Below are 20,888 nucleotides of genomic sequence, written 5' to 3'. Positions count from 1 at the left end.
CCCGGCACGCGCGGTTTGGCTTGAAACCCCCGCACTCCCCTGATAGGGGCCCCAGTTCATGCGGCGCGGACCTATTCGCGACGGCAAAAATCTATTCGACCGGAGCTTAACGGGTTTATGCAGATCATCGTACGCGACAACAACGTCGACCAGGCCCTTCGCGCGCTCAAGAAGAAGCTGCAGCGCGAAGGCGTGTATCGCGAGATGAAGCTGCGCCGGCACTATGAGAAGCCGTCGGAGAAGCGTGCACGCGAGCGCGCGGCAGCGATTCGTCGTTCGCGCAAGCTCGACCGCAAGCGCGCAGAGCGCGACGGCGCACGATAAGATTTGATCGGCCACGCCCGGCGAACGGGCAGGCCGATAGTTTCGGGGGGTGTCGTGATCGGCGCCCCCGTTTGCTTTCCAACGGCACGCGCGGCGCTCCGGCGTGACCAGATGACCGGGGCCTGATCCGATGTCGACCGTCACCGCAGTGCCGCTGCAGCCTACAAAGCGCAGCTACCTCGTCTACCTCTGGGTCGGTATCGCGCTTGCGCTGATCGCAGCGGTCGCGCTTGCACGCCAGGGCGACGACCCGCTGGCGCGCAATGCGCGTGCGCGCGGCGTGGTCGTGACCGCGTCCGGGTTGCAGTACAAGGTGATCGCGCCCGGCAAGCCTGGTGCGGCCAAGCCCACCGATGCGGACGTCGCGCTGGTCAACTACGAGGGCAAGCTGCTCAACGGCACGACCTTCGACAAGTCGCAGCAGCCGATGCCGATGCCGGTGACCGGCGTCGTCCCAGGCTTCTCCGAAGCGCTGAAGCTGATGCCCAAGGGGTCGAAGTACCGGTTCTGGATGAAGCCGTCGCTTGGTTATGGCGACAAGGCCGCCGGCCCGATCCCGGCCAACTCGACGCTGGTGTTCGATGTCGAGCTGCTCGACTTCCTGCCGCAGAGCGTCGTGCAGCAGATGCAGGCACAGGCGCAGATGGGTCGTGGCGCTCCGGGTGGCATGCCAGGCGGCGCGCAGATGCAGCCCCAGGGTCAGCCTCAGGGTCAGCCTCAGCCGTAATCGTCGTCAGCCGGACGATGGTCCGGCTGCATTCGGCACGGCCGAGATACTAAAACGCGCCCGCGGCCTTGCCGTCGGGCGCGTTTTAGTATGCGCGAAGATTAGTGATAGCGATCAGCGGTGGGGCGGAAGGACCGGACGGGGCTGGTCCGGCCAGATGCCGCGCGTATCGAGTACGGTCTTGTCGGCACGCTCTTCCAGCGGGATCGACTTGAAGACGTCGTGATCGACCAGCACGACCATGATCGCGCACGTCTCGATCGCGCTATCGACGTCGATCAGTGTCGCCCCCGTCTCGGCGAGCGCGATCGGCAGCGACTTGGCATAGGGCTCGACGATTCGAACACGGTCGCCGAACGCGTCCGCCACCGCCTGTGCGACCTTCAGCGCGGGGCTCTCGCGGAAGTCGTCGATGTTCGCCTTGAACGCCAGGCCGAGGCAGGCGACGACCGCATCGGGCATCGAGTCGACCAGCGCCGAGACCTGCGCGATGACATGGTCGGTCTTGCCGTCGTTCACTTCGCGCGCGGTCCGGATCAGCGGGGTCTGGTCGGGCGCGGCGTGGACCAGGAACCACGGGTCGACGGCGATGCAATGCCCGCCGACGCCGGGGCCGGGCTGGAGGATGTTCACGCGCGGATGGCGGTTGGCGAGGCGGATCACCTCCCACACGTCGACGCCCATCGTGTCGGCGATCAGCGACAGTTCGTTGGCAAAGGCGATGTTCACGTCGCGAAACGCGTTCTCGGTGAGCTTGGTCATCTCCGCGGCGCGCGCGGTCGTGGTGACGCAGGCGCCGCGGACGAAGCGGCGATAGAAGGTCAGCGCTTTCCGCGCACACCTAGGTGTGATTCCGCCAATCACGCGGTCGTTGTCGATCAGCTCGACCAGGATTCGGCCGGGCAGCACGCGTTCGGGGCAATAGGCGATCGCGATGTCGGCCTGTTCGCCGGCGCGTCCGGGCACCCGTATGTCTGGACGCAGCCTGGCCAGCACGTCGCGCACCTGTTCGGTGGTGCCGACGGGGGACGTCGATTCGAGGATGATCGTATCGCCGGCTTTAAGCACCGTCGCGATCGTCGTCGCGGCGTCGAGGACATAGCCGATGTTGGGCGCGTGGTCGGCGTCGAACGGCGTCGGGACGGCGATCACGAAGACGTCGGCGGGCTCGATCGTCATCGATGCACGTAACGTACCGCGCGCGACGACGCCCGAGACGAGGCCGTCGAGATCGACCTCCTCGATGTGGACGCGACCCGAGTTCACCGTCTCGACCACTGATTCGGTAACATCGACGCCGAGCACGCGCGCGCCGGTGCGGGCGATCACCGCCGCGGTCGGGAGGCCGATATAGCCTAGGCCCATGACGACGACGGAGAGTTCGGGATCAGAGAGCATGCGCGGCGGCGTCCTTCGGGGCGGGGGTTCGGGCGAGAGTTCGGGCAATGACGTCGGCGATCCGTGCGGCGGCGTGACCGTCGCCGAACGGATTGTGCGCGCGCGCCATTGCGGCATGGGCGGTGGGGTCGTCGAGCAGTGTAAAGATCTCGGTTACGATGCGGTCCTCGTCTGTGCCGATCAGCTTGGCGGTGCCGGCGGCGATTCCTTCGGGCCGCTCGGTCGTCTCGCGCATTACCAGGACGGGTTTGCCGAGCGCGGGCGCTTCCTCCTGCACGCCGCCCGAATCGGTCAGGACGATGTCGGCCATCCCGAGCGCGCGGACGAAATGCGGGTAATCGAGCGGCTCTATCCGCGCGACGTTGGCGCGGTCGCCGAGCACCGAGTCCATGACCGAGACGACGTTGGGGTTGGGATGGACCGGGAACAGGACCGCGACATCCTCGCGCGCCGCGATCCGCCCGATCGCGCGCGCGATCGCAGCCATGCCGTCGCCGAAATTCTCGCGGCGATGAGTCGTCACCAGGATCAGGCGTTTCCCCGCGAACCGCAGCGCGATGTCGTCGAGCCCGGCAGCCAGCGACGGATCGGCGGCGACCCGGTCGGCGGTCCAGTGGAGCGCGTCGATGACGGTGTTGCCGGTGACGTGAATCGTGTCGGCGGCGATCGTCTCGCGGCGCAGCGCCTCGGCCGCGGTGTCGGTCGGCGCGAAGTGGAGCGCGGCGATCGGCGCGACGATCCGGCGGTTCACCTCCTCGGGCCAGGGTTGGTAGATATCGCCCGAGCGCAGCCCGGCCTCGACATGCGCCACGGGCACCTTGCGGTAATAGGCGGCGAGCGCGCCGGTCATCGCGGTGGCGGTGTCGCCCTGGACGACGACCAGATCGGGACGTTCGGCATCCATCACCTCGCCGAGTCCCGTCAGCAGGCGCGCGGTCAGGCGATCGAGCGTCTGGCCCGGCTCCATCAGGTCGAGATCGATGTCGGGGGCGAGGTCGGCGATCGCGAGCACCTGATCGAGCAACCCGCGATGTTGGGCGGTCACGCAGGTTCGCACCGTGAGCCCAGATATCGCCGCCAGCGCGCGGATCACCGGAAAGAGTTTGATCGCTTCGGGGCGCGTTCCGAAAATGACGAGGATCTTGGACATGGAACCTCTCTAGCCCAGGATATTTAAGGACGCGCTAACCGGTTACAGCGTTTCTTTGGTCGGCTGTTCGGAATTGCGCGGGTGCGTAACGATCGGTAAATGGTGCACCGCAACTAAACGACCTCGACGACATAATTGGAGCTCCGAATGACGATCAAGCCGCTTCGCAAGGCCGTATTCCCCGTCGCCGGACTCGGCACGCGCTTCCTGCCGGCGACCAAGTCGATGCCCAAGGAAATGCTGACCGTCGTCGACAAGCCGCTGATCCAGTACGCGGTCGAGGAAGCGCTGGAAGCGGGGATCGAGCAGATCATCTTCGTCACCGGCCGCGGCAAGGGCGCGCTCGAGGATCATTTCGATATCTCGTACGAGCTCGAAGCAACGATGAAGGCACGCGGCAAGTCGTTGGATGCGATCAGCCATATCCGGATGAAGCCGGGCTCGCCCGTCTATGTCCGCCAGCAGGAGCCGCTCGGCCTCGGCCATGCCGTATGGTGCGCGCGCGAGATCGTCGGCGACGAGCCGTTCGCGGTGCTGCTGCCCGACGAGCTGATGGTCGGCAAGCCGGGCTTCATGAAGCAGATGGTCGAGGCGTATAACAAGGTCGGCGGCAACGTGATCGGTGCGCTCGAAGTGGCCGATTCGGAGACGGACAAGTACGGCATCATCTCGCCCGGCGCGATCGACGGCCGGCTGACCGAAGTGAAGGCGCTCGTCGAAAAGCCCAAGCAGGGTTCGGCACCGTCGAACCTGATGATCCCCGGCCGCTACATCCTCCAGCCCGACGTGATGCGGATCCTCGAGACGCAGGAAAAGGGTGCGGGCGGCGAGATCCAGCTGACCGACGCGATGGCGCAGCTGATCGGCAACCAGCCGTTCCACGGCTTCACGTTCGACGGTCAGCGCTACGACTGCGGCGACAAGGCCGGGTACATCCAGGCCAATCTCGCGATCGCACTGTCGCGCGCCGATATCGGTCCGGCGGTTCGCGACTTCGCCAAGGGCCTGCTTCAGGGCTGAGCCGGGTTTACCGGCTCTCCGTCACCGCGGACGGGTTCGCCGCGTATCCTGTCAGACATGTACAGTCATTCCCGCGCAGGCGGGAACCCATATTGGCAAACCTCGCGACCTGATCGCCACCGTTTGAGCATCTGGGTCCCCGCCTCCGCGGGGATGACGGAGAAGTACATGGAAAGGGATATCTGCCCACTGGTCGGGCATCCACCGTTCGACAAATCTAGATCTCTCGATTTTGCAGAACGGTGGATGCTGGAACCAGTCGGCATGACGGGAACCGGGCCATCACGCCCAACATAGCGCGGTACGCCCTAAAAACTTTGCCCAGAGCAGCCGCGGCATCCGGGATCCTTGGGCAGACGGATCGTGCGGAAACGCAGTCCCAGCAAGTCGATCAGCAGCAACTTGCCCGCTTGATCGTCGCCGAACGGTGCGATCGAGCGCAGGACTTCGAGCGCGGCGAGACTGCCCAGCACGCCGGTGACCGGGCCGAGCACGCCGTCCTCCGCGCAGCTCGTCTCGGCGCGCTCGGGATCGTCGCCGACGAAACAGCGGTAACACGGCTTGTCGAGTTCCCACCCCCGATAGGTCGCGAGCTGTCCTTCGAACTGGCCGACGGCTGCCGACACGAGCGGGATGCGTAGCGCGTAGGCGGCATCCGCGACGCAAAACCGGGTCGCGAAATTGTCGCATCCGTCGAGCACGACGTCGGCACCCGCCAACAGTGCAGCGGCATTGGTCGGGTCGATGCGTGTGCGGTGGACGTCGACTGTCACGTAAGGATTGATTCGCCCGACCGCCGCCGCCGCCGCCCCCACCTTGGCGACGCCGGTGTCCGCGGTCGTGAAGATCGTCTGGCGCTGCAGGTTCGACGGTTCGACCGAGTCGTCGTCGATCAGGATCAGCCGACCGACTCCGGCAGCCCCAAGATATTGGAGCGCGGGCGAGCCGATCCCGCCTGCGCCGACGATCGCGACGGTCGCGGCCTTCAGTCGCGCCTGACCGGTGCCGCCGAATTCCTTGAGGACGATATGTCGCGCATACCGGGTGAGTTCGTCGTCGGAGAGGATCATGCGCCCCAGGCGAACGTCAGGCTGGTGCGATACCAGGTGTCGGTATCGGTATCGACCACGTCGATCGCATCGCGCGCGCCGAGGATGACGCCGGCCGCATATTGCTCCACGGTCGGGCAGTCGATCGCACGCGGGGTGATCCGCCGGACGCGGCCGTCGGGGGTCATCAGCACCGCAAGGTCGATGCTGAGCGTCCAGCCCTGTGTCGTCCGGATCGCCCTGGCGCACCGCCCGGCCACGACTTCGCCGTGCACATAGGCCGAGGTGTTGGCCAGCGTGGTCGAGCGTTGGCGGATGCGCAGGACCGGCAAGGCACTCCAATCCTGCGGCGCCAGCGGTACGCCGGCAGAGGCCCCGCCGCCCGACGGCATGCTAGGCGATGTCTGGGCAGCCGGAGGCGTGGGTAGGATCGCACCGGGGGGGGCGACGACCTGGAGGAGGGCGAACAGGGCGCCGATCATCGTCCGGTCGATCCGAAGCCGCCCGCGCCACGCGTCGTGTCGTCGAGCGTCGCGACTTCGATCAGCGTCGCACGCAGGACGATCGCGGGAACGAGCTGCGCGATGCGGTCGCCGCGCGCGATCGCGAACGGCTCGCGGCCGAGATTGGCGAGGATCACCTTCACTTCGCCGCGATAGTCGCTGTCGATCGTGCCGGGGGTGTTGAGGCAGGTGACGCCGTGCTTCAGTGCGAGGCCCGAGCGCGGGCGGACCTGGACTTCGTGACCTGGCGGGATCGCGATCGCGAAGCCTGTCGCGACCGCGGCGCGCTCGCCGGGGGCGAGCGTCAGCGCTTCGGCGGCGACCACGTCCATCCCGGCGGCCCCATCCGTCGCATAAGCAGGCAGCGGCAGGCCTTCGCCGTGCGGCAGGCGTTTGAGTTCGATCCCGATCATGACTCGGGTTCTAGCGCATCGGCGATGCGGTCCGCCAGTCGGGCCGCGACCGTATCCTTCGGCAGCCGCTCCCAGCTTTCGACGCCGGTCGCGGTGACCAGGTGGACGCTGTTGTCGGCGCCGCCCATCACGTCGCCCGATACGTCGTTCGCGACGATCCAGTCGGCCGACTTGCGGAGGCGCTTGGCGGTCGCGTGTTCGATCACGTTTTCGGTCTCCGCGGCAAAGCCGATCACCAGACGCGGGCGCTGTGGGCTGTGGGCAAGCGTGGCGAGGATGTCCGGGTTCTCCGCGAGCGAGAGCAGCGGGGTCGCACCGTTTTTCTTGATCTTCTGCGGGGCGGCGTCGACGTGCCAGTCGGCGACCGCCGCGACCATCACGGCGGCGTCGACGGGCAACGCTGTGTCGACCGCGCTCGCCATCTGCCGCGCGGTCTCGACGTCGATCCGGTCGACTCCGGCAGGCGTGGGAAGCGTGACCGGGCCTGCGACCAGCGTGACGCGCGCGCCGAGATCCGCCAGCGCCGCAGCGATCGCGAACCCCTGTTTGCCTGAGGATCGGTTGGCGATGTAGCGAACCGGGTCGATCGGCTCATGCGTCGGGCCGGCGGTGACGAGGATACGACGACCGCTCAGTCTCAGGGGGCGGGGCGGCGCCAGCATCGCCTGAACCGCGGCGGCGATTGCCGGCGGTTCTGGCAGGCGGCCGGGGCCGAATTCCCCGCACGCCATCATCCCCTCGTCGGGTTGCAGGACGGTAATCCCGTCGGCCCGAAGCTGCGCCACGTTGCGGACGGTCGCGGCGTGCTGCCACATGCGGACGTTCATCGCCGGCGCGACCAGCACCGGCGTGTCGGTCGCCAGCAGGAGCGTCGTCGCGAGATCGTTCGCCATGCCGGTCGCCATACGTGCGATCAGATCCGCGGTCGCGGGGGCCACGACGATCAGGTCGGCCTCGCGGCTGAGCTGGATATGGCCCATCTCCGCCTCGTCCTTCAGGTCCCAGAGCGTCGTGTAGACCTTGTCCTCGCTGAGCGCGGCGAGTGTCATCGGCGTCACGAAATGATGCGCCGCCTCGGTCATCACGCAGCGTACCGCGTGGCCGCTGGTCTTGAGCAGGCGGATGAGTTCGGCGGCCTTGTAGGCCGCGATCCCGCCCCCGACGATCAGGAGGATACGTTTCATCGGCGCAGTTCTAGCGGATAACGCGCGTCACCGTAATGCGTCGCGTATCGCGTGCGGCGGCGATCATGTCGCGCAGGCCGTCGACCGCGAACACCAGCCCGACCAGCAGCACCGGCGTGGTCATCAGCGCCCAGTAGAAATTGTCGCTGCGCGCGAACAGCGAGATCAGCGCGGCATAGGCGGCGAACACGACCAGCGCGCGCGTCGCGACCGCATCGCGCCACGCGAGCCAGCCGAACAGCGCCATGCCGAGGACCAGCGAAGCGAGCCATTGCGGCAGGATGTCGAGGCCCGACGAGATGGTCGCGAGCCGGACGTAGAACCCGAACCCTTCGAGCCCGCTCCAGCCTTGCGACACGCGGTCGAGCGGCCCGCTGACCAGCGACACCGCGTGCGCGTGGGCGGCAAGGACGACCGCGAAGATGGCGATCGCGCCGAGCCAGCCCAGCGTCTCGCGCCGTTCGCCTTCGAGCCACGCGAAGACGGCCATGATCGCCACGTACAGCAACGCGGTCTCGCGGATCAGCATCGCCGACAGCCCGAACGCGACCGCGGGCAACCAGTGGCCGGGACGGCGCAGCGCGAGCGACACTGCGATCAGCGGGCCCGCCCACACCTCGTGGAACACCACGAAACTCGGATCGAGGTTTACGAAGAGCCCCGCGACGCCGAGCAAGCCCGCCGCACCGAGTGGCACCAAGCCGGTCATCGTCGGACGAAGCCGCGCGACCCAGGCGAGGATCGTTCCGACGCACAACCCCAGCAGCAACAGGTTCACCAGCATCGGGGGCAGCGCCGCCTCGACGACCGCCAGCGTCGGCAGGCGGACCGCGAAGAAGGGTTTCAGGGGGTAATGCCCCATGCGCTGCGCCTCGGCGGCGGCCGTGTAGTAGGGCGAGCCGCCGCGGATTCCGGCAACGATCGACTGGTACAGCAGGAGGTCGGTCTGGCCCGGCGGCGGCGGGTCGGCAGCCACCGAACCGGCGGCGATCCCGGACGCGCTGCTCGGTCGCGGACCGGGTGAGGTGATCGCGCCGAGGCACGCCGCCAGGAACACCAGCAACACCACGATACCGATCCGCGCGTGCGCCGACGGCATGCCCGCGAACCGGGTCGCGCCGGTCGTCCACAACGGGGCGCCGCGGCGCGTCTTCATGCCCTCAACCAAGAAGCAGCGTCGTCGCGACCCCGGCAGCGGCAGCGAGCACCGCGACCAGACCGTAACGCCAGCCGCCACCGATCCGGATCACCTCGATCTCGCGCAGCGGCATCGTCGGGGGAGCGCCACCGGGGGCGGGGTAGTGCGCCTCGATGCGGCGGACCAGTTCGGGAAGCCGGGTCAGCGTCTGGACGTCGGCGATCAGGCGTTCGGCGATCATCGCCTCGGGGCCGAGCTCGCCGCGGATCCAGTCGCGGACGAACGGCTCGGCGGTTTCCCACAGGTTGATGTCGGGGTCGAGGCTGGTCGCGACGCCCTCGACCATCACCATCGTCTTCTGGAGCAGCAGCAGGTGCGGCTGCGTCACCATGTCGAAATCGCGCGTGATCGAGAACAGGCTGTCGAGCATCATGCCGATCGACATGTCCTTGACCGGCAACCCGCGCATCGGCTCGCCGACCGCGCGCAACGCCGTCGCGAACTCGGCGACGTCGTGGTGCGCGGGGACGTAGCCTGCCTCGAAATGGATCTCGGCGACGCGTTTGTAGTTGCCGGTGATCAGGCCGTAGAGAATTTCCGCGAGCCAGACGCGCGCGCGCCGGTCGATCCGGCCCATGATGCCGAAATCGATCGCGGCGATGCGGTTGCCGGGGAGCGCGAACAGGTTTCCCTGGTGCATGTCGGCATGAAAGAATCCGTCGGCGATCGCCTGTCGCAGGAACGCGCGGACCAATGTCTGCGCGAGCGCGGGGAGGTCGTAGCCGGCGGCGACGAGCGCGGGGCGATCGGACAGCTTGATGCCGTCGATCCACTCGATCGTCATGACCTTCGCGGTCGATCGCGCCCAGTCGATCGCGGGGATGACGAAATCGGGTTCGGCGGTCATGCCCTCCGCGAGTTCGGAGGCGGACGCAGCTTCGCGGCGGAAGTTGAGTTCGCGCAGCGTCCAGCGCTTGAACGTCTCGATCGTGAGACGGGGGCGCAGGCGCATTGCTTCGGGGCTGAGCGCCTCGAGTTGCGCCGCGGCCCAGCTGTAGGTGTCGATCGCGCGCGCGAAATCGTCCTCGACGCCGGGGCGGAGGACTTTCACCGCGACCTGGCGGCCGTCGGTGGTGACGGCGCGGTGGACCTGCGCGATCGACGCCGCGCCGACCGGGATCGGTTCGATGCGCGAGAACAACGTCTCTAGCGGCTTGCCGAAGCTCGCCAGCATCGCCGCTTCGATCGTCTCGTAGGGGACGGGGGAGAGCTGGTCCTGAAGCCTGAGCAGGTCTTGCGCCGCCTCTTCGCCGACGAGATCCGGCCGCGTGGCGAGCGTCTGCCCGAGCTTGATCGCTGCCGGCCCGATCGCCTGGAACGCATCCGCATAGCGCGGCACTGCCGGCACGCGCGCTCCGAACCGCGCGATCCGCGCGAGGCGGCGGACAGGGGCGGGGGTGTTCGGGTCGCGCTCGATCCCGCGCAGGGCGCCGTGACGGGCGAGAATGCGGCCCCATTTGAGGAGGCGCCAGACGTGGGTTGTGGACGCGGTCACTGGGCGAACGCGCCTTGAGAAGGGCTTTGTTCACGCGAAGGCGCGAAGGCGCGAAGAGAGATTTGTTCACGCGGAGACGCGGAGACGCGGAGAGAAGGAAGAACTGGTTCGCGCAGAGGCGCAGAGGCGCGGGGGTGTTTGGCTTCGCCGCGGATGCGGCTTTTTATTATTGGCGAATGGCTAGCAAAGCGCTGACGCGCGCAAGACCTGGCGCCTTCGCGCCCACTTACTCTCCGCGTCTCCGCGCCTCCGCGTGAACCACTCTTCGCGCCTTCGCGCCTTCGCGTGATCACTAGATCTTCCAGCCGCTGTGGATCGCGACGAGGCCGCCCAGCAGCGGCTCGACCTTGGTCTGCACGAAACCAGCGTCTGCGATCATGCCCTTGAACTTGGGCATGTCGGGGAAGCGGCGGATCGATTCGATGAGGTAGCGGTAGCTGTCGGCGTCCTGCGCCAGAAGCTGGCCGAGCTTCGGGACCATCTTGTGCGAGTACGCATCGTACACCTCGGCGAACCCGGGCCAGACGGTGGTCGAGAATTCGAGGCAGTAGAAGCGTCCGCCACGGCGCAGGACGCGGTGGGCTTCGCGCAAGGCCTTGGGGATGTCGGTGACGTTACGGATGCCGAACGCGATCGTGTAGGCGTCGAAGAACTTGTCGGGGAAGGTCAGCGTCTCGGCGTTGGCTTCGGTCCAGACAAGACCGTCAATGCCGCGTTTCTGCGCGCGCTGCATGCCGACGTCGAGCATCTGCGGGTTGATGTCGGCGACCGTGATCGAGGCGCCCGACGGCTCCATGCGGAAGGCGATGTCGCCCGTGCCGCCGGCCATGTCGAGGATCTGCTCGCCTTCGCGCGGCTTTACGCGGCGGACGAAGCGGTCTTTCCACAACCGGTGCATGCCGCCCGACATCGCATCGTTCATCAGGTCGTATTTGCCTGCGACGTTCGAGAAGACGCCGCCGACGCGGGCGGTCTTCTCGGTGGCGGGGATGTCTTCGTAGCCGAAGGAGACGGTATCGGGCGTGAGTGCGGGCGCGGGCGCGATCAAGTCGTTCATATCCTGCGCTCTAGCCGCGCCTTGTGGCGCGAGCAAACGCAACCTAGCTGCAAACCGTGCCAGAATTACCAGAAGTCGAAACCACCGTGCGCGGGCTGGAGCCCGTGCTGAAGGGCCAGCGCCTGACCTCGGTCGAGCCGCGCCGCGCCGACCTGCGCAAAGCGATCCCGGTCGACCTGCGCCAGCGAATGACCGGGGCGACCGTGACGCACTTGAGCCGCCGCGCGAAATACGGGCTGATCGATACCGATCGCGGCGATACGCTCGTCTTCCATCTCGGCATGTCGGGGCGCTGGCGAGTCGATCCGAGCGAACTGCTCGCGCATGATCATCTGCTGATCGGCACCGAGGCGGGGCGGACGGTCGCGCTCAACGATCCGCGGCGATTCGGCTTTCTCGATCTGTGGGCGAGCGATGACATCGCCAACTACCCGCCGTTCCTCAGCATGGGGCCGGAGCCGCTCGGACCCGACCTGACGGCGGCGTATCTGCTGGAAGCGCTTGAGGGGCGGGGGGCGTCGATCAAGGCGATGCTGCTCGATCAGCGAATCGTCGCGGGGCTCGGCAATATCTATGTGTGCGAGGCGCTGCACATGGCGAAGATCGCGCCGAGCCGAACGGCGGGGCGGATATCGCTGTTTCGACTCGAGCGACTCGTCGAGGCGATTCGGACGGTGCTGACCGCCGCGATCCTGGCGGGCGGGTCTTCGCTCCGGGATTACGTCCGGCCGGACGGCGAACTCGGCTATTTCTCCAAGCAATGGCGCGTCTATGGGCGTGAAGGGGAGGCGTGCGAATGCGGTGCCGTCGTCAAACGGCGTACTGAGGGCGGGCGCTCGACCTTCTGGTGTGCAAAGTGCCAGCGCGGTTGAGCGTTTCGGTTGACGCACAGGAGCAAAGTGGGTAGGGCCGCGGCTTCGAGAGGGCGTAGGAGCAATCCGGCGCCCCTTTTTATTCATTCGAACATCCAGAGGGCTTCATGGCGAACACGCCGCAGGCGAAAAAGCGTATCCGTCGCAACGACCGTCGCGCGGAAGTGAACGGCAACCGCGTCGGCCGTATCCGTACCTTCATCAAGAAGGTCGAGGCCGCACTGGCTTCGGGCGACAAGGGCGCAGCGACCACCGCACTTGCGGCCGCACAGCCTGAGCTGCAGCGTGGCGTCGCCAAGGGCGTGCTGCACAAGAACACCGCGAGCCGCAAGTTCGCGCGTCTGACCAAGGCCGTGACCGGGCTCGCATAAGCGACCGATCACTGTCGAAAGCGGATCACCCGTCGGGACATTCCCGGCGGGTTTTTTGCGTCTGCGAAGGGAACCAAGTGCGGCGGTGCGTAACCCACGGATTCCCCGCGATTCGAGTGGTCCAAAGTCAAGTCATGGAATGATTGAATTCGCAAAAAATACGTAAACACAGCCACTTATAAAAATATCGACGCATTTCCGCGGCTTGATCAAGTCAACCCGCTTTATTTCGAAAATGTGACGCGTCGGGGTCTTGCCCGGATCGCCGATCGCTTCATAACGGGGCTCACAGCGACGGTGGTTTCCACCGCTGCATCAAACACACAGGGCGAAGATGCCGGATGACCCTTGGGGTCGTCGGGGGACCATTTTCTGTCGGGACTATATCACCCGCGCGAGCAATCTCGCGGGGTCGGAGAAGCGTGCGCGTGACGAAGTGGCAAGGATCAATGACGCACGCGACCGAGGCCGAGAAGGCCTGGGCCCGCGTGCGTGCATCCTTGCGCGAGTCGGCGGGGGCACGCCTGTTCGAGCAGTGGCTGAAACCGATCGAACTCGTTCCGGGTGACGATCGCGACACGATCCGCCTCGCGCTGCCGTCGGCATTCATGACGAATTGGGTCCGCAATCATTATGCCGACCGACTCGTGCTCGAATTCAAGCAGATCCTGCCCCACGTTCGCACCGTCCAGATCGAGACCCGGGCGCCGGGTCGCGCGCCCGTCGTGCTCGCGATCGAGCCGGTCGCCGATGCCATTCCAGCCAAGCCCGTCGCCGATCCGGTGCCGGTCGAGGCCAAGGCGGCTCCCAAGCCCGTCGCCGAGCCTGCGCAGGTTTCGATGAAGTTCGGCGTCGATCCTTCGCTGAAGCCTGCGCCGGCGCCGGTCGTGGCCTCCGCGCCGGTCGGCGTGCCGGCCGAGCGGCCGCCGCTCGACCCGCGCTATACGTTCGTGCGATTCGTCGTCGATCCGTCGAACAAGGTCGCGTTCAACGCGGCCAAGGTGCTCGCCGAGCCGGGCCCGGTCCGGTTCAGCCCGCTGTTCCTCCACAGCGGCACGGGGCAGGGCAAGACCCACCTCATGCACGCGATCGGTCACGCGTTCCTCGAGCATAACCCGAACGCGATCGTGCTGTGCATGTCCGCCGAGCGGTTCATGTACGACTTCGTCGCGTCGATGCGCGCGCGCGATACGCATGCGTTCAAACAGCGGCTGCGCGGTGCCGACCTGCTGCTGATCGATGATCTCCAGTTCATCGCCGGCAAGGATGCGACGCAGGAAGAATTCTTCCACACGGTCAACGAGATCATGGCGGCGGGCAAGCGGCTGGTGATCTCCGCCGATCGCTGCCCGCAGGCGCTCGAAGGTGTCGAGGCGCGGATCGTCAGCCGGATGTCGGTCGGTCTCGTTGCGGACATCAAGGCGCCCGACCTGACGCTGCGCCGGACGATCCTCGACCGGAAACTGGTCGACCTGCCTGACATGCGCGTGCCGACCGACGTGCTCGACCTCCTCGCGGCACGCATCCACGCGAACATCCGCGAGCTGGAGGGCGCGCTGAACCGGGTGGTGGCGTATGCGCAGCTGACCGGGGACACGATCGACCTCGACTTCGCGGTGGCGACGTTGGGCGAGGTTCTCCGTGGCGCGCAGAAGCGCGTGACGATCGACGAGATCCAGAAGCTTGTGTCGGCGCATTTCGAACTGAAGCCGCTCGACCTGATTTCGGCGCGGCGAGCTCGGGCTGTGGCGCGGCCGCGGCAGATCGCGATGTACCTGGCTAAGCGGCTGACGACGCGGTCGTTGCCGGAGATTGGGCGGAAGTTCGGCGGGCGCGATCACTCGACGGTGATTCATGCGGTGCGGAAGATCGAGGAACTGCGTGATTCGGACCGGGATATCGACGCTGCGGTGCGCGTGCTGATGCGTGAGCTGGAAGGCTAGGCTTTCCCTCCGTGTTCTCCCGCGGAGGCGGGAGCCCAGACTGGACCCCCGCCTTCGCGGGGGAACACGCTAGCGCGCGCGATATCGCGGCCTGTAGCCGCGTGGCCCGCCACACCAAAAACGTCCCCGGCACACCAAAAATCGCCGTCATCCTGACGAAAGTCAGGATCCAGAGTTACGGGCGCTGCCCTTTATGGCTCTGGATCCTGACTTTCGTCAGGATGACGGGACGGGGGGAGCGGTCCTTAGACCTGCAATCCCATCGCGTCCTGCGTCTGCTTGAGCACCGGTGCGGCCAGCGCGCGCGCCTTCTCCGCGCCCGCCTGCAACATTGCCGTCACCGCGCCGCGATCGTCGAGTAGCCGCACCATCTCGTCACGGATCGGACCCAGTTTCGCCACCGCGAGATCCGCCAGCGCAGGCTTGAACGCGCCGAAGCCCTTGCCACCGAACTCGCCGAGTACCGTCGCCACGTCGCTATCCGCCAACGCCGCGTAGATCGTCAGCAGGTTGCGCGCCTCGGCCCGGTCGCCCAGTTCGTCGACCGTCGCCGGCAAATTATCCGGATCGGTCTTCGCCTTGCGGAACTTGTCCGCAATCGTGTCGTCGCTGTCGATCAGCTTGACCACCGACTGCTCGGACGGGTTCGACTTCGACATCTTCGCCGACGCATCGCGCAACGACATGATCCGCGGCGCGGCCTTGCTGATCAGGGGGGCGGGGAGCGTGAACAGGTCGACGCCGTAATCGCCGTTGAACTTGGTGGCGATGTCGCGCGCGAGTTCGAGATGCTGCTTCTGGTCCTCGCCGACCGGCACGTGCGTCGCGTTGTAGAGCAGCACGTCGGCCGCCATCAGCACCGGGTAGTCGTACAGCCCGACGCTCGCGCCCTCGCGGTTCTTGCCCGCCTTGTCCTTGAACTGCGTCATCCGGTTGAGCCAGCCGACGCGGGCGACCGTGTTGAGCAGCCACGCCATCTCGCTGTGCGCGGGGACGCGCGCCTGGTTGAACAGGATCGACTTCGCCGGATCGATCCCCGCCGCGATCATCGTCGCCGCGACCTCGATCGTGTGCGACGAGAGCTCTGCCGGCGCGATCCATTCGGTCGGCGCGTGGAGATCGGCGATGAAGAACATCGACTCGCCGCCCTGCGCTGCGACATCGTCCTGCAGCGTCACCCACTGCTTCACCGCCCCCAGGTAATTGCCGAGATGGAGATTACCGGTGGGCTTGATGCCGGAAACGACGCGCATGGAGAAACCTTACTTGGAACGACGCAGAAGCGTGGAGATGTCGCCCAGCCGGAACGCGCCGGTGAGCAGGGTCGCGATCGCATAGACGACGCCACCGGTCGTCACCAGCACGAGCATCGCCCCCCAGCGCTGGATGCTGATGCCCGTCACGAACGGCTGGAACAGGTCGTTGAGGAAATACATCACGACGCCCATGATCAGCGCGGCGACCAGCAGCCGCCACGTCCGCCGGCGCAGCCGCGCGTCGGGCGTGAAGTGCCCGCGACGGACCAGAGTCCGGTACAGCATGGCGACGTTGACCGTGCTGGCGATCGCGGTGGCGAGCGGCGGGCCCATGTGGCCGAGCGGTTTGATGAAGGCGAGGTTGAGCACGAGGTTCACGACCATCGACATCGTCGCATAACGCACCGGCGTCTTGGTGTCGGAGCGCGCGTAATAGCCCGGCGTCAGCACCTTCACGAGGATGTACGAGGGCAGGCCGATCGAGAAGGCGGCAAGCGCCTGCGCGGTCGGCAGCGTCTGCGCGGCGGTGAACTTGCCGTGCTGGAAGAGCGCGGCGATGATCGGCCCGCCGCACACGATCAGCGCGACCGTCGCGGGCAGCGTCAGGAACAGCGCCAGTTCCATGCCGCGGTTCTGCGTGGTCATCGCCTCGGCGTCCTCGCCGCGGCCGAGCTGGCGCGAGATGGTCGGCAGCAGGACGGTCCCGAGCCCGATCCCGATCAGGCCCAGCGGCAGCTGGTTCAGGCGATCGGCGAAATAGATGTACGAGACCGAGCCCGCGGGCAGCAGCGCGGCGGCGAGCGCGGTCGACACGACGAGGTTGATCTGTACCGCGCCTGCCCCGGCGGCGGCGGGCCAGATCAGCGACATGAGCTTCTTCACGTCGGGGTTGAGCTGCGGACGCTTCAGCCGGAGTTTCACCCCGGACGCGCGGCACGCGTAGATCAGCCAGAGCAGCTGCAGCGCGCCCGAGACGGTGACCGCGATCGCCTGGTTGCGGGCGGTCAGCAGCGGCTGGTGTTCGTGGAACAGCAGCAGTGCGGCGATCAGCGTCGCGTTCAGCAGGATCGGCGCGGCCGCGTTGATCCAGAATTTGTGCAGCGAATTGAGGATGCCACCGAGCAGCGACACGAGGCTGATCAGCGGCAGATAGGGGAGCATGATCCGCGACAGATGCACGACATAGTCGAACCGCTCGGCGCTCGCGCCGTTGAAGCCGAAGGTGAGCAGCCACGTCAGCGGCCATGCCGCGATCTCGAAGAGCACGGTCATCAGGATCAGCGTCGGCAGCAGCACCGACAGCGCATCCTCGGCGAACGCGATCCCGTCGGGCAGGCCGCGGCCGGACTTGTCGCCGACCTTCCGGTTGAACATCGGGATGAACGCGGCGGAGAATGCGCCCTCGGCGAACAGCGCGCGGAACATGTTGGGAAGGCGGAACGCGATCAAATACGCGTCCGACGCGAACCCCGCGCCGACGAACCGCGCGAACAGCGAGTCGCGTACCAGCCCCAGGATCCGGCTGGCGAGCGTCAGCCCGCCGACCGATCCCAGCGCCTTGGTAAGGTTCATCGAATAGTGCTCCGCCTCCGGTCGATCAGGCCTGGCCGAAATCGCCGACGTTCGGCTGGACGCCCTGCTGCTCCGACTGCGTCAGGTACAGCTGGCCGAAATCGATCGGCTCGAGCAGCAGCGGCGGGAAGCCACCGTCACGCACCGCATCCGACAGCACGCGGCGCGCGAACGGGAACAGCAGGCGCGGCGCCTCGCCCAGCAGGAACGGCTGGACGTGCTCGGCCGGGATGTTGCGCAGCCCGAACAGGCCGGCATAGGAAAGGTCGACGATGAACGCGACCTGGCCTTCGCTCTCGGCGCGGACGTCGATCTTCAGCACGACCTCGTGCACCTCGTCGCCGACCTGCGCGGCGCCGATGTTGAACTGCACGTCGATCGCCGGCGGGGTCTGGTTCTGGTAGACGGCGGGCGCGTTCGGGTTCTCGAACGACAGGTCCTTGACGTATTGCGAGATCAGCCCGGCGGCGGGGATCGTGTCCTCGCCGTTCGCCAGCATCTGGTCGGGCGTCGTCACGCCGTTATCCTGGTCATCCATTCGTCATGTCCTTGAAGCTATGGCTAGGCCGTAAAATCGGGACCGAACCGGATCGCTGGCGCGTTCCCATCGGTCGAGCCGGTGCGATTAGCAGTGCCGGGGGGGTGTTTCAACGGGCGCGGGTTTGAATAACCACAGCTTTGGCCTATGTTGGACGCAAGATCGGAGGCACCGTTGTTTTACGTAGTTCTTCTCGCGATGGTGGCCGGGTTCCTCGCCATGCGTCTTTACAGCGTGCTTGGTAAGCGAACCGGGCATGAACAGCCGTTGCCGCGTGCGGCCGAAGAGCGTCCGGTGCCCGTGTCGGTGCCGCGGACGATCGATGCCGTCGCCGAGCCGCGCGACGTCGCCAACCGCAATATCGAGCCGCAGGCGGAAGCCGGGCTGCGCGCGATCGTCGCAGGCGAGCCGGGCTTCGACGTCGGCCGCTTCCTCGAAGGGTCGCAGGCCGCGTACCGCATGATCCTCGAGGCGTTCTGGAAGGGCGACGAGGATGCGTTGGCCGATCTCGCGATCGACGACGTCCGCGCCGCGTTCGTCGAGGCGATCGCCGCGCGTCGCGAGGCAGGCGAAGTGCTCGACAACCGGCTGGTGTCGATCGAGCGCGCGGTGATCGCCGATGCGAGCGTTTCCGGGCGCGACGCCCAGATCACGGTACGCTTCGATGCGGACATCGCGGCGGTCACGCGGGACGCGGAGGGCGTCGTCCTCGCCGGCTCGCTGACCGACGCCGTCGAGACGCATGACGTCTGGACGTTCGCGCGGACGCTGAAGAGCAGCGATCCGAACTGGAAGCTCGCGGACACCGACGAAGCCTGATGCGCGATCTCAGGGGGGGCGGGCTCGCGGGCCTGGGACTGGCGCTGCTGTTGAGCGCGTGCGTCGGCGGCGTCGAACCGCCCCGATCCGGGCCGGGGCCGATCGACCGTCCGACTGGGCGGCCAGCGGAGCGACCGAGCGAACCGGTCCGCGTCCATCCCTCGCGCGATACCGGGGCTTCGCCAAATATCCGCGGGATCCAGATGCCGGCGCGGATCGTCGGTGCGGTGCCTATGCTGGCGGCGCCGGTCGTGCCTGCGATCGAGCCCTTGAATGCCGCTGCGGCCGGCGTGGTGCCGGGACCGGCCGTCGCCACGCTGCCGATCGACGACAGCCAGGCGCAGGCGGCACTTGCCGCGTTCGTGACGAGCTGCCCATCGCTGATGCGCCGAAACGATTCCTCGGGTCTGACGCGCGGTACGGATTGGCAACCGGCGTGCGCCGCGGCGGCGTCGACCGATCGTCGCGATGCGCGGGCGTTCTTCGCGCAATGGTTCGAGGCGGCGCAGATCGGTGACGGCAAGGCGTTCGCGACGGGCTATTACGAACCCGAGATCGCCGGGTCGCTGGAGCGCCGCGATGGTTATGCGCCGATCTATGGTCGCCCGAACGACCTGATCGACGTCGATCTCGGCGCGTTCTCGACCGCGCTCAAGGGCAAGAAGGTTCGCGGTCGCGTCGATGGCAGCAACCTCGTGCCCTATTTCGACCGGACCGCGATCGAGCAGGGCGCGATTTCGGGGCGTGCGCCGATTCTCGCCTGGGCGCGCGATCCTGTCGAACTGTTCTTCCTCCAGATTCAGGGGTCCGGGCGGTTGCGGCTGCCCGACGGCGAAATCCTGCGGATCGGCTATGCGACACAGAACGGCCGCGATTATACCGGCATCGGTGCGCTGATGAAGTCGCGCGGGCTGCTCCAGCCGGGGCAGACCTCGATGCAGGGCATCGTCGCGTGGCTGCACGCGCACCCCGCCGACGGGCAGGCGATCATGCGCGAGAACAAGAGCTTCGTGTTCTTCCGCGAACTGGAAGGGGCACCGCTGGGGGCACTCGGCTTGCCCGTCACGGGTCAGGTTAGCGCCGCCGCCGACGTCAAGTTCGTGCCGCTCGGCGCGCCCGTGTTCCTGTCGCTCGATCGTCAGGACGCGAGCGGCCTGTGGATCGCGCAGGATACCGGCGGCGCGATCAAGGGCAGCAATCGTTTCGACACCTTCTGGGGTGCAGGCGCGGCGGCCGAAGCGACCGCTGGCGGCATGGCCGGACGTGGCACCGCGTATCTGCTGCTGCCGATCGGGACGGTCGCGCGGCTGAACGCTCAGGGTAATGGGGCGCGATATGGCGGGCCGACCACTCAACCCTGACGAAGCCCAGCTTTGGGCGAGGGTAATGCAGACTGTGCGACCGATGCGCGTGGTCGCCGTGCGGATTCCCGAGCGCGCGCCGCCTTTGCCGCCCCCGCCCAAGCCGATCATCGGTCCCAACGGCAAGATCGTGCCCGCACCGCCTGCGCCGATGGGGCGCGTGAAGCCGCTCGTTCGCACCGTCGTGACGCCGTACGCGGCAAGGGCGGGGGGCGGTGCGGGGGCCAAGCCTGTCGTCGCGCGGCCGGCGGCCAAACCGATCACCGCCAACACGCTCGATGGCGGCTGGGACAAGCGGCTCACGCGAGGTGTGGTGAGTCCCGACAGTTCGATCGATCTGCATGGGCACACGCTAGCGTCCGCGCATGCGCTCCTCGACGTCGGGCTGGGCCGGGCGATCGCACGTGGCGACCGCGTGTTGCTGCTGGTCACGGGAAAGCCGCCCCGACCCGAAAGCGAACGCCCGCACGCCAGAGGTGCTATCCGGTCCGCGGTCGCCGACTGGCTGGCAGGTTCCCGCCACGCGGATTCGATCGCGGCGGTCCGCGGCGCGCATCCGCGGCACGGCGGGCAGGGCGCGCTGTATATCGTCCTGCGCCGCGGCCGGGAGTAAGCGAGTGCATTGATCCTCCCTGGCC

General features: G+C 67.2%; 21 protein-coding genes. 9 read left to right on the top strand and 12 right to left on the bottom strand.

Going from position 1 to position 20,888, the window contains the following annotated elements; genetic code table 11:
* Positions 1-117 precede the first annotated feature (117 nt).
* Together rpsU and C8J44_RS08355 are read left to right on the top strand one after the other, a co-directional pair.
* On the top strand, positions 118-324 hold the full coding sequence (gene rpsU, locus C8J44_RS08360) for a 30S ribosomal protein S21 (protein WP_055878578.1): 207 nt from the start codon (positions 118-120) through the stop codon (positions 322-324).
* A 130-nt stretch (positions 325-454) separates the two neighbouring features.
* Complete coding sequence (locus C8J44_RS08355) at positions 455-1,051, top strand: FKBP-type peptidyl-prolyl cis-trans isomerase (RefSeq protein ID WP_121904151.1); 597 nt, start codon at positions 455-457, stop codon at positions 1,049-1,051.
* A 114-nt stretch (positions 1,052-1,165) separates the two neighbouring features.
* Here the strand turns inward: C8J44_RS08355 and wecC are convergent, their stop codons facing one another.
* Both wecC and wecB read right to left on the bottom strand, forming a co-directional pair.
* The gene (wecC, locus tag C8J44_RS08350; RefSeq protein WP_121904150.1) at positions 1,166-2,449 is read right to left on the bottom strand and encodes a UDP-N-acetyl-D-mannosamine dehydrogenase; all 1,284 of its coding nucleotides are present in this window, start codon (positions 2,447-2,449) and stop codon (positions 1,166-1,168) included.
* Complete coding sequence (wecB, locus tag C8J44_RS08345) at positions 2,439-3,599, bottom strand: non-hydrolyzing UDP-N-acetylglucosamine 2-epimerase (RefSeq protein ID WP_121904149.1); 1,161 nt, start codon at positions 3,597-3,599, stop codon at positions 2,439-2,441. The genes wecC and wecB overlap by 11 nt, the downstream gene beginning before the upstream one ends.
* A gap of 147 nt (positions 3,600-3,746) precedes the next feature.
* Between wecB and galU the strand changes: the two genes are divergently transcribed.
* Positions 3,747-4,619 carry a UTP--glucose-1-phosphate uridylyltransferase GalU gene (gene galU / locus C8J44_RS08340; RefSeq protein ID WP_121904148.1) on the top strand — a complete coding sequence of 291 codons (873 nt, stop codon included), beginning with the start codon at positions 3,747-3,749 and terminating at the stop codon, positions 4,617-4,619.
* 308 nt (positions 4,620-4,927) lie between these two features.
* Here the strand turns inward: galU and C8J44_RS08335 are convergent, their stop codons facing one another.
* The 7 genes from C8J44_RS08335 to C8J44_RS08305 form a co-directional block, all read right to left on the bottom strand.
* Positions 4,928-5,689: a molybdopterin-synthase adenylyltransferase MoeB gene (locus C8J44_RS08335; protein WP_121904147.1), complete on the bottom strand. Its 762-nt coding sequence runs from the start codon at positions 5,687-5,689 to the stop codon at positions 4,928-4,930.
* Positions 5,686-6,150 (bottom strand): hypothetical protein, encoded by a 465-nt coding sequence (locus C8J44_RS08330; protein WP_121904146.1) that lies wholly within the window; start codon positions 6,148-6,150, stop codon positions 5,686-5,688. The genes C8J44_RS08335 and C8J44_RS08330 overlap by 4 nt, the downstream gene beginning before the upstream one ends.
* Entirely contained in the window at positions 6,147-6,584 is a 438-nt protein-coding gene (gene dut, locus C8J44_RS08325) for a dUTP diphosphatase (RefSeq protein WP_121904145.1), read from the bottom strand. Before dut ends, C8J44_RS08330 begins: the two co-directional genes overlap by 4 nt.
* Positions 6,581-7,768: a bifunctional phosphopantothenoylcysteine decarboxylase/phosphopantothenate--cysteine ligase CoaBC gene (coaBC, locus tag C8J44_RS08320; RefSeq protein WP_056051232.1), complete on the bottom strand. Its 1,188-nt coding sequence runs from the start codon at positions 7,766-7,768 to the stop codon at positions 6,581-6,583. Before coaBC ends, dut begins: the two co-directional genes overlap by 4 nt.
* Positions 7,769-7,778: 10 nt before the next feature.
* Positions 7,779-8,924, bottom strand: a complete 1,146-nt coding sequence (locus tag C8J44_RS08315; RefSeq protein ID WP_121904144.1) for a hypothetical protein — start codon at positions 8,922-8,924, stop codon at positions 7,779-7,781.
* Between the two features lie 4 nt (positions 8,925-8,928).
* The gene (ubiB, locus tag C8J44_RS08310) at positions 8,929-10,461 is read right to left on the bottom strand and encodes a 2-polyprenylphenol 6-hydroxylase (RefSeq protein WP_121904143.1); all 1,533 of its coding nucleotides are present in this window, start codon (positions 10,459-10,461) and stop codon (positions 8,929-8,931) included.
* 292 nt (positions 10,462-10,753) lie between these two features.
* Complete coding sequence (locus C8J44_RS08305) at positions 10,754-11,518, bottom strand: class I SAM-dependent methyltransferase (protein WP_121904142.1); 765 nt, start codon at positions 11,516-11,518, stop codon at positions 10,754-10,756.
* A gap of 56 nt (positions 11,519-11,574) precedes the next feature.
* On the opposite strand from C8J44_RS08305, the gene mutM reads away from it, so the two are divergent.
* The 3 genes from mutM to dnaA all read left to right on the top strand — a co-directional run bounded on the left by mutM (position 11,575) and on the right by dnaA (position 14,704).
* On the top strand, positions 11,575-12,390 hold the full coding sequence (gene mutM, locus C8J44_RS08300) for a bifunctional DNA-formamidopyrimidine glycosylase/DNA-(apurinic or apyrimidinic site) lyase (protein ID WP_121904141.1): 816 nt from the start codon (positions 11,575-11,577) through the stop codon (positions 12,388-12,390).
* A gap of 107 nt (positions 12,391-12,497) precedes the next feature.
* Positions 12,498-12,761, top strand: a complete 264-nt coding sequence (gene rpsT / locus C8J44_RS08295) for a 30S ribosomal protein S20 (RefSeq protein ID WP_031394736.1) — start codon at positions 12,498-12,500, stop codon at positions 12,759-12,761.
* A gap of 449 nt (positions 12,762-13,210) precedes the next feature.
* The gene (gene dnaA / locus C8J44_RS08290; protein WP_121904140.1) at positions 13,211-14,704 is read left to right on the top strand and encodes a chromosomal replication initiator protein DnaA; all 1,494 of its coding nucleotides are present in this window, start codon (positions 13,211-13,213) and stop codon (positions 14,702-14,704) included.
* Positions 14,705-14,949: 245 nt separating this feature from the next.
* Here dnaA and trpS read toward each other — a convergent pair whose 3' ends face one another.
* Genes trpS through secB form a run of 3 tightly spaced genes read right to left on the bottom strand, consistent with a single transcriptional unit; the run spans position 14,950 to position 18,070 of the window.
* A complete protein-coding gene (trpS, locus tag C8J44_RS08285; protein ID WP_121904139.1) occupies positions 14,950-15,957 on the bottom strand; it encodes a tryptophan--tRNA ligase in 1,008 nt (335 codons plus the stop codon).
* A 9-nt stretch (positions 15,958-15,966) separates the two neighbouring features.
* The gene (gene murJ, locus C8J44_RS08280) at positions 15,967-17,532 is read right to left on the bottom strand and encodes a murein biosynthesis integral membrane protein MurJ (RefSeq protein ID WP_060526750.1); all 1,566 of its coding nucleotides are present in this window, start codon (positions 17,530-17,532) and stop codon (positions 15,967-15,969) included.
* 25 nt (positions 17,533-17,557) lie between these two features.
* A complete protein-coding gene (gene secB / locus C8J44_RS08275) occupies positions 17,558-18,070 on the bottom strand; it encodes a protein-export chaperone SecB (RefSeq protein ID WP_056051217.1) in 513 nt (170 codons plus the stop codon).
* A gap of 174 nt (positions 18,071-18,244) precedes the next feature.
* Here secB and C8J44_RS08270 point away from each other — a divergent pair, with 174 nt between their 5' ends.
* The 3 genes from C8J44_RS08270 to C8J44_RS08260 are packed head-to-tail and all read left to right on the top strand — an operon-like array spanning position 18,245 to position 20,863.
* Positions 18,245-18,889, top strand: a complete 645-nt coding sequence (locus C8J44_RS08270) for a Tim44/TimA family putative adaptor protein (protein ID WP_133030444.1) — start codon at positions 18,245-18,247, stop codon at positions 18,887-18,889.
* The gene (locus tag C8J44_RS08265) at positions 18,889-20,250 is read left to right on the top strand and encodes a murein transglycosylase A (RefSeq protein WP_121904138.1); all 1,362 of its coding nucleotides are present in this window, start codon (positions 18,889-18,891) and stop codon (positions 20,248-20,250) included. The genes C8J44_RS08270 and C8J44_RS08265 overlap by 1 nt, the downstream gene beginning before the upstream one ends.
* A 25-nt stretch (positions 20,251-20,275) precedes the next feature.
* The gene (locus C8J44_RS08260; RefSeq protein WP_259466780.1) at positions 20,276-20,863 is read left to right on the top strand and encodes a Smr/MutS family protein; all 588 of its coding nucleotides are present in this window, start codon (positions 20,276-20,278) and stop codon (positions 20,861-20,863) included.
* Positions 20,864-20,888 lie beyond the last annotated feature (25 nt).

Origin of the sequence: Sphingomonas sp. PP-CE-3A-406 (assembly GCF_003688625.1) — a bacterium.
In the GTDB taxonomy this organism is placed as follows: domain Bacteria; phylum Pseudomonadota; class Alphaproteobacteria; order Sphingomonadales; family Sphingomonadaceae; genus Sphingomonas.
The sequence above is the reverse complement of the archived record's forward strand: the minus strand, read 5'-3'. Positions and strand labels throughout refer to the sequence as shown.

Excerpts from the sequence above, each read along its gene's own strand:
- C8J44_RS08355 (WP_121904151.1), top strand. The coding sequence starts at position 455 with ATGTCGACCGTCACCGCAGTGCCGCTGCAGCCTACAAAGCGCAGCTAC.
- dut (WP_121904145.1), bottom strand. The coding sequence starts at position 6,584 with ATGATCGGGATCGAACTCAAACGCCTGCCGCACGGCGAAGGCCTGCCG.
- secB (WP_056051217.1), bottom strand. The coding sequence starts at position 18,070 with ATGGATGACCAGGATAACGGCGTGACGACGCCCGACCAGATGCTGGCG.
- wecC (WP_121904150.1), bottom strand. The coding sequence starts at position 2,449 with ATGCTCTCTGATCCCGAACTCTCCGTCGTCGTCATGGGCCTAGGCTAT.
- wecB (WP_121904149.1), bottom strand. The coding sequence starts at position 3,599 with ATGTCCAAGATCCTCGTCATTTTCGGAACGCGCCCCGAAGCGATCAAA.
- rpsT (WP_031394736.1), top strand. The coding sequence starts at position 12,498 with ATGGCGAACACGCCGCAGGCGAAAAAGCGTATCCGTCGCAACGACCGT.
- rpsU (WP_055878578.1), top strand. The coding sequence starts at position 118 with ATGCAGATCATCGTACGCGACAACAACGTCGACCAGGCCCTTCGCGCG.
- trpS (WP_121904139.1), bottom strand. The coding sequence starts at position 15,957 with ATGCGCGTCGTTTCCGGCATCAAGCCCACCGGTAATCTCCATCTCGGC.
- C8J44_RS08260 (WP_259466780.1), top strand. The coding sequence starts at position 20,276 with ATGCAGACTGTGCGACCGATGCGCGTGGTCGCCGTGCGGATTCCCGAG.
- galU (WP_121904148.1), top strand. The coding sequence starts at position 3,747 with ATGACGATCAAGCCGCTTCGCAAGGCCGTATTCCCCGTCGCCGGACTC.
- C8J44_RS08330 (WP_121904146.1), bottom strand. The coding sequence starts at position 6,150 with ATGATCGGCGCCCTGTTCGCCCTCCTCCAGGTCGTCGCCCCCCCCGGT.
- C8J44_RS08335 (WP_121904147.1), bottom strand. The coding sequence starts at position 5,689 with ATGATCCTCTCCGACGACGAACTCACCCGGTATGCGCGACATATCGTC.
- coaBC (WP_056051232.1), bottom strand. The coding sequence starts at position 7,768 with ATGAAACGTATCCTCCTGATCGTCGGGGGCGGGATCGCGGCCTACAAG.
- C8J44_RS08305 (WP_121904142.1), bottom strand. The coding sequence starts at position 11,518 with ATGAACGACTTGATCGCGCCCGCGCCCGCACTCACGCCCGATACCGTC.
- dnaA (WP_121904140.1), top strand. The coding sequence starts at position 13,211 with ATGACGCACGCGACCGAGGCCGAGAAGGCCTGGGCCCGCGTGCGTGCA.
- murJ (WP_060526750.1), bottom strand. The coding sequence starts at position 17,532 with ATGAACCTTACCAAGGCGCTGGGATCGGTCGGCGGGCTGACGCTCGCC.
- C8J44_RS08265 (WP_121904138.1), top strand. The coding sequence starts at position 18,889 with ATGCGCGATCTCAGGGGGGGCGGGCTCGCGGGCCTGGGACTGGCGCTG.
- C8J44_RS08315 (WP_121904144.1), bottom strand. The coding sequence starts at position 8,924 with ATGAAGACGCGCCGCGGCGCCCCGTTGTGGACGACCGGCGCGACCCGG.